Annotated in this window: 6 protein-coding genes; 2 read left to right on the top strand and 4 right to left on the bottom strand. The window is 72.6% G+C overall.

The window, feature by feature from the left end:
* Positions 1-31: 31 nt before the first annotated feature.
* A complete protein-coding gene (locus tag IH09_RS29465; RefSeq protein ID WP_190233444.1) occupies positions 32-835 on the top strand; it encodes an SUKH-4 family immunity protein in 804 nt (267 codons plus the stop codon).
* 87 nt (positions 836-922) lie between these two features.
* Here IH09_RS29465 and speB read toward each other — a convergent pair whose 3' ends face one another.
* Positions 923-1,891 carry an agmatinase gene (gene speB / locus IH09_RS29460; RefSeq protein ID WP_052860561.1) on the bottom strand — a complete coding sequence of 323 codons (969 nt, stop codon included), beginning with the start codon at positions 1,889-1,891 and terminating at the stop codon, positions 923-925.
* 303 nt (positions 1,892-2,194) lie between these two features.
* Here speB and IH09_RS29455 point away from each other — a divergent pair, with 303 nt between their 5' ends.
* Complete coding sequence (locus IH09_RS29455; protein ID WP_052860560.1) at positions 2,195-2,983, top strand: phosphatase; 789 nt, start codon at positions 2,195-2,197, stop codon at positions 2,981-2,983.
* A gap of 93 nt (positions 2,984-3,076) precedes the next feature.
* Here the strand turns inward: IH09_RS29455 and IH09_RS29450 are convergent, their stop codons facing one another.
* From IH09_RS29450 to IH09_RS29440, 3 genes are all read right to left on the bottom strand, one after another.
* Positions 3,077-4,039: an acyl-CoA thioesterase gene (locus tag IH09_RS29450; protein ID WP_052860559.1), complete on the bottom strand. Its 963-nt coding sequence runs from the start codon at positions 4,037-4,039 to the stop codon at positions 3,077-3,079.
* 49 nt (positions 4,040-4,088) lie between these two features.
* Positions 4,089-5,246 carry an acyl-CoA dehydrogenase family protein gene (locus IH09_RS29445; RefSeq protein ID WP_052860558.1) on the bottom strand — a complete coding sequence of 386 codons (1,158 nt, stop codon included), beginning with the start codon at positions 5,244-5,246 and terminating at the stop codon, positions 4,089-4,091.
* 157 nt (positions 5,247-5,403) lie between these two features.
* The gene (locus IH09_RS29440) at positions 5,404-6,018 is read right to left on the bottom strand and encodes an SACE_7040 family transcriptional regulator (RefSeq protein WP_052860557.1); all 615 of its coding nucleotides are present in this window, start codon (positions 6,016-6,018) and stop codon (positions 5,404-5,406) included.
* Positions 6,019-6,022: the final 4 nt, after the last annotated feature.

The following is a 6,022-nucleotide window of genomic DNA, read 5'->3' as shown; positions in this document are numbered from 1 at the left end:
CGATATTCGCCTTAGTCTCGTGGGCTCGGAGATGTGTATAAGAGACAGGCCCCAGCCCCAGCCCCAGCCCCAACGCATCACCACGATCGCCGAGCTGCAAGACCGCGTCCCGGACACCGATTCCGCGCACCCGAGCCTGCTCGGGTGCCCCATGCTGCGGATCGGCGACCTGCTGTTCCTCGGCGGATCGGGCGGCCTCTTCGCCCTGCACCCCGCCGACGCGTTCGACGGTGCGAAGCCACCGCAGCGCGCACCGCTGTCCGGTGCGTACGCCGCCCCCGGCCCCACGACTCCGGTGGACGCCTCGCCGCCCGGCCCGGCGGACCTCCGGACGGTCGTCGGCGCCGACGCCTTCCGGACGTTCGCACCCGAGCGCCTGCCCGCCGGCCTCCATGACGACGGCACACGTCGCGTCCTGGCGGAGCCGGGGCTGCCCGAGCTCAACGAGAGCGGTCTGCGCATCGCGCCGGACTGGGACGGCTTCCTGAGCGCGTTCGAGTGGCCCGAGGAAGCGGACGAGCCGGAGAGCGAGGGCCCGTTCTTCCGGCTCGGACTGTGGATGGGCGGCACGCTGGTCCTGGACGGAACCACCGGGCACGTCCTGCGCGTTCCCCGGGAGGCGGACGACCCCGTCGACGGCCTGCTGGTCGCGTCCGGCCTGGAGAAATTCCTCACCATGGTCGCGCAGTGGCTCACCGGACTGCGCATCCGGGAAACGGTCGAGGGAAGGGACGAGGAGTACCTGCTCCGGCAGCACATCTCCGGAGCGCTGTGGCTCATCGACGAGACCGGAGCCGAATCCGAAGCCTGGTCGTACCTCCTCGACAACGAATAACGCGCGCCGAACAGCGCGTCCCGTACCGCTGCCCCTCTCTCCGTACTCGGACCGCACTCGGACGGAAGGAGGGGCAGCGGGCAGCACTCAGCCCCGCGCCGCCGCGATCTGCCGCGACATGATCGTGGTGAGTTCGTACGCCGTGTGGGACGCGGCCACCGAGGTGATCTCGGCGTGGTCGTAGGCCGGGGCGACCTCCACCAGGTCGGCGGAGACCAGGTTGCAGGTCGCCAGCCCCCGCAGGATTTCGAGGAGTTCGCGGGAGGTGAGACCGCCGGCCTCGGGGGTGCCGGTGCCGGGGGCGTGGGCCGGGTCCAGGACGTCGATGTCGATGGAGATGTAGAGGGGGCGGTCGCCGATGCGCTGGCGGAGCTGGTCGGCGACCTCGTCCACGCCGCGGCGCATCACATCGGCGGAGGTGACGATGCCGAAGCCCATCTTCGCGTCGTCGTCGAGGTCCTGTTTGCCGTAGAGCGGGCCGCGGGTGCCGACGTGCGAGAGCGCGGAGGTGTCGAGGATGCCCTCCTCGACGGCCCGGCGGAAGGGGGTGCCGTGGGTGTACTCGGCGCCGAAGTACGTGTCCCAGGTGTCCAGGTGCGCGTCGAAGTGGAGCAGCGCGACCGGGCCGTGCTTCTTGGCCATCGAGCGCAGCAGCGGCAGCGCGATGGTGTGGTCGCCGCCGAGGGTCATCAGGCGCGCGCCGGTGTCGAGGAGCGCGTCGGCGGACGCCTCGATGGTCTCCACGGCCTCGTTGATGTTGAACGGGTTGGCGGCGATGTCACCGGCGTCCGCGACCTGGGCGAGGGCGAAGGGGGACGCGTCCTGGGCCGGGTTGTACGGGCGCAGCAGGCGGGACGCCTCGCGGATGGCGTTGCCGCCGAAGCGGGCGCCGGGGCGGTAGGAGACGCCGGTGTCGAAGGGGACGCCGACGACGGCCACATCGGCCCGGGACACCTCGTCGAGGCGGGGCAGCCGGGCGAAGGTGGCCGGTCCGGCGTAGCGCGGGACACGGGAGGAGTCGACGGGGCCCACGGGCTCACTGGATGCGGTGGTCATGACGCCGAGGGTAGGAGCGGCCACGGAATCCGCACATCGACAATTGTGTGGATGCGGCGGACCCCGTTCGACGTTCCGGCCAGGCACCGGCCGCGGAAGCCCGGAGCCCGGTAGCCCAGTAGCCCAGGAACGCGGAAACCCGGAGAGCCGGAAACCCGGCCCCCCGGGTACGGCCGCCCGTATGCGGTCCCCCGGCCTCCGATCCCCCGCCCCCGGAGCCCCGCCCCCGGCGTCCCGAAGCCCTGCTGCCCGCACCCCCGACGCCCCCGCCCTTCGCAAATCCGTACGGGCACAATGGGTCCCATGCCGATACCCTCTGCCCCCACGCGCGCCGAACTCGTCGACCATCTCGTACGCACCCGGATCGCCGGTGATGTCGCCACCCCCCGCGAGAACAACCTCTCCCACTACCGCAAGCTCGCCAACGGCGACCGCCACTACTGGCTCGGGCTGGAGCTCGGCGACCGGTGGACGGACGAGCAGGACGTGCTCGCCGTGATGGCGGAGCGCTGCGGGGTGAGCGACGATCCGCACCACCGGGAGGGCCAGGACACCATCGACCCGGAGCTGACGGTGGACGCCCTGGAGCGTACGGCCGCGGTGCTGCGCAAGGCGGCGGCGGACCGGCAGCGGGTGCTGTTCGCGACCGGCCACCCGGGCGGGCTGCTGGATGTGCACCGCGCCACGGCCGAGGCGCTGCGCGCCCGCGGCTGCGAGATCGTCGTCATCCCGGACGGGCTGCAGGCGGACGACGGCATGGTCTTCCAGTTCGGGGACGTGGCGATGCTGGAGCGCGGTGCGACGCTGTGGCACACCCACTCCCCCGAGCCGATGGCCGCGATCCTGGACGGGCTGGAGCGGGTGGGCCGGCCGCTGCCGGAGCTGGTGATGGCCGATCACGGCTGGGCGGGTTGCGCGGGCCGGCGCGGTATCGAGGCGGTGGGCTTCGCCGACTGCAACGACCCGGCGCTCTTCCTCGCCGAGGCCGAGGGCACGCTCCAGGTGACCATCCCCCTGGACGACCATGTCCTGAGCCCGCGTTACTACGACCCGCTGACCGCCTACCTCCTGGACGCCGCCGGTCTGCACTGACGGCCGCCCCCGCCGCCGGGACGCCGCCGAAGGCGCACCGGCCGGCCGCGGACGGGCCCCGGCCCCGGCCGGGGCGCCCGATCCGCCGCGCCGCTATCCGCGCGGCACCCGGATCACGCCCTCCTGGATCACCGAGACCACCAGCTGCCCGTCCGCCGTGAAGATCCGGCCCCGGCCCAGGCCCCGGCCGCCCTGGGCGGTGGGTGACTCCTGGTCGTAGAGCAGCCATTCGTCGGCGCGCAGCGGCCGGTGGAACCACATCGCGTGGTCCAGGCTCGCGCCGACCACGTCGCCGACCGCCCAGCCGCCCCGGCCGTGCGCGAGCAGCACCGAGTCCAGCAGGGTCATGTCGGAGACGTAGGTGACCAGGCAGATGTCCAGCAGCGGGCGGGCGAGGGCCGGGGCGCCGCCCGCCGCGACGGCGTCGTCGAGCGTGCCGTTGGTACGGAACCAGACCTGGGAGCGCGGCTCGCGGGCCTCGCCCACGCTGCCGTACGGCGGCGCGTCCACATACCGCAGATCGACCGCGGCCCGCGCCTCCAGCAGCCGTTCGGTGACGCCGGGTCCGATGAACCGGTCGGCGTAGCGCGGCAGCAGCTCGGCGGCGGTGGGCAGGGTCAGCGGGTCCGGTGCCGGCGGCATCGGTTCCTGGTGTTCGAGCCCCTCCTCGGGCACCTGGAAGGAGGCGGAGAGGTGGAAGATCGGCTGGCCGTGCTGGACGGCGACCACCCGGCGGGTGGTGAAGGAGCGGCCGTCGCGGATCCGGTCGACGGTGTAGACGATCGGCGCGCCGGGGTCGCCGGGCCGCAGGAAGTACGCGTGCAGGGAGTGCGGCGGGCGGTCGGCGGGGACCGTCCGGCCGGCCGCGACCAGCGCCTGGGCGGCGACCTGCCCGCCGAACACGCGCGTGACGACCGAAAACAGGAGGGGCGGCGCGCAGCGCCTCATGCCGGGGTGGTGGTGGGCGACGGGTGGGCGGCTCTGTCCGCGGAAGATGTCCTGCTCGATCCGCTCCAGGTCGAGCAGTTCGAGCAGGGACCACAGGGCGTCGTTCACGTACGCGGTGCTTTCGGTGCGGGGTGCCGGGTACGGGTGCGGCCGGTGTTCACAGGCCCATCGACTTGGCGACGATGGAGCGCATGACCTCGCTGGTGCCGCCGTAGATCCGGCTGACGCGGGTGTCGGCGTACAGCCGGGAGATGGGGTACTCCTGCATGTAGCCGTAACCGCCGTGCAGCTGGAGGCACTTGTCGATGACGACGGCGGCCCGCTCGGTGGTGAAGAGCTTGGCGGAGGCGGCGTCGGCGGCGGTCAGCTCGCCGGCGTCGTGCGCCTCCAGGGCCCGGTCGACGACGGCCTCCATGGCGTCGACCTCGGAGCGGCAGTCCGCGAGCACGAACTTGGTGTTCTGGAAGGAGGCGACGGTCTTGCCGAAGACCTCGCGGTCCCGGACGTACTCCGTGGCGAACCGGACGGCGGCCGCGGCCTGGGCGTAGGCGCCGACGGCGATGCCCAGCCGTTCCTGCGGGAGGTTCTGGCCCAGGTACGAGAACGCCTTGCCCTCCTCGCCGAGGCGGTCCTCGACCGGCACCTTGACGTCGGTGAAGGAGAGTTCGGCGGTGTCCGAGGTCTTCAGGCCGAGCTTCTCCAGCTTGCGGCCGACCGCGTACCCCTCGGAGGTGGTGTCCACGACGAGCAGCGTGATGCCGGCCCGGCGGTCCTCCGCCGACGGGGGCGCGGTGCGGGCGCAGACGATGACGCGGTCGGCGAGTACGCCGCCGGTGATGAAGGTCTTGGCGCCGTTGAGGACGTAGTGCGTGCCGTCCGCGGAGAGCTTGGCGGTGGTCTTCATCCCGGCGAGGTCGGAGCCGGTGCCCGGTTCGGTCATCGCGATGGCCGTCATCATGTCGCCGGAGATGAACGGCGGCAGCCAGCGCCGCTTCTGCTCCTCGTTGCCGTACGCGAGGAGGTAGGGCAGGCAGAGGGCGGTGTGCACGCTGGAGCCGCCGAAGCTGACGCCGGCCCGTGCGCACTCCTCGGTGATGACCGCGTTGAACTTGAAGCCGTGCTCGCCCGCGCCGCCGTACTCCTCGGGGACCTCGATGCCGAAGACGCCCAGCTCGCCCAGCTTCTTGTAGAAGTCGCGCGGCGCCTGGCCGGCCTCGATCCACCGGTCGTAGACGGGGACCACTTCGGCCTCGATGAAGGCGCGGATCGTCTCGCGGAACGCCTCATGATCTTCGTTGAACACCGTGCGACGCATGGGACGTCCTCCTCTTGTACGCGGTCCAGCCGCAGCCACCTAAGCGCTTGCTCAGCGAAAGCTACCGGCCGGTCATCAAAGCTGTCCAGAGGTGCCGGTCGCCCCGTCACGGCGCCGCACCGCGGGCGCCCGCCACCGTCCGGCGCCCGCGCCCCCGCTACGCCCCGGCCGCCGGCTCCGCCGCGACCGCGCGGAACGCCCCCAGCGCCAGCCGGTGCAGCAGCTCCGCCATCTCCGTACGGCCCGGGAGCGCGCCCGGCCGCCCGAGGTGCGGGGTGGAGTTCAGCAGGCCGAAGACGGCGTGCACGGCGGCGCGGGACTGCGTCTCGGAGGCGCCGGGGTGCACCTTGCGCACCACGTCCACCCAGAGTTCGACGTACTGCCGCTGCAACTGCCGCACCCGCTTGCGGTCGGCCTCCCGCAGCCGGTCCAGCTCCCGGTCGTGCACGGTGATCAGCGGCCGGTCGTCCAGTGCGAAGTCGATATGGCCGTCGAGCAGCGCGTCGAGGACCGCCTCGGGGCTCTCGCCGCCCTCCGCGATCCGCATCCGGCCGCCGTCCAGCAGCCGCTCGCTGATCCCCACCAGCAGTTCGGCGAGCATCGCGTCCTTGCCCGCGAAGTGGCGGTAGAGGCCGGGGCCCGAGATCCCCACGGCCGCCCCTATCTCGTCCACCCCGACACCATGGAAGCCGCGCTCCGCGAAGAGCCGGGCCGCCTCCTTGAGGATCTGCTCGCGGCGGCTGGTGGAGGCGGAGGCGTGCGCAGGACTCATGAGG

Origin of the sequence: Streptomyces celluloflavus (assembly GCA_000720995.1) — a bacterium.
GTDB lineage: Bacteria > Actinomycetota > Actinomycetes > Streptomycetales > Streptomycetaceae > Streptomyces > Streptomyces celluloflavus.
The sequence above is the reverse complement of the archived record's forward strand: the minus strand, read 5'-3'. Positions and strand labels throughout refer to the sequence as shown.

Excerpts from the sequence above, each read along its gene's own strand:
- IH09_RS29465 (WP_190233444.1), top strand. The coding sequence starts at position 32 with ATGTGTATAAGAGACAGGCCCCAGCCCCAGCCCCAGCCCCAACGCATC.
- speB (WP_052860561.1), bottom strand. The coding sequence starts at position 1,891 with ATGACCACCGCATCCAGTGAGCCCGTGGGCCCCGTCGACTCCTCCCGT.
- IH09_RS29455 (WP_052860560.1), top strand. The coding sequence starts at position 2,195 with ATGCCGATACCCTCTGCCCCCACGCGCGCCGAACTCGTCGACCATCTC.
- IH09_RS29445 (WP_052860558.1), bottom strand. The coding sequence starts at position 5,246 with ATGCGTCGCACGGTGTTCAACGAAGATCATGAGGCGTTCCGCGAGACG.
- IH09_RS29440 (WP_052860557.1), bottom strand. The coding sequence starts at position 6,018 with ATGAGTCCTGCGCACGCCTCCGCCTCCACCAGCCGCCGCGAGCAGATC.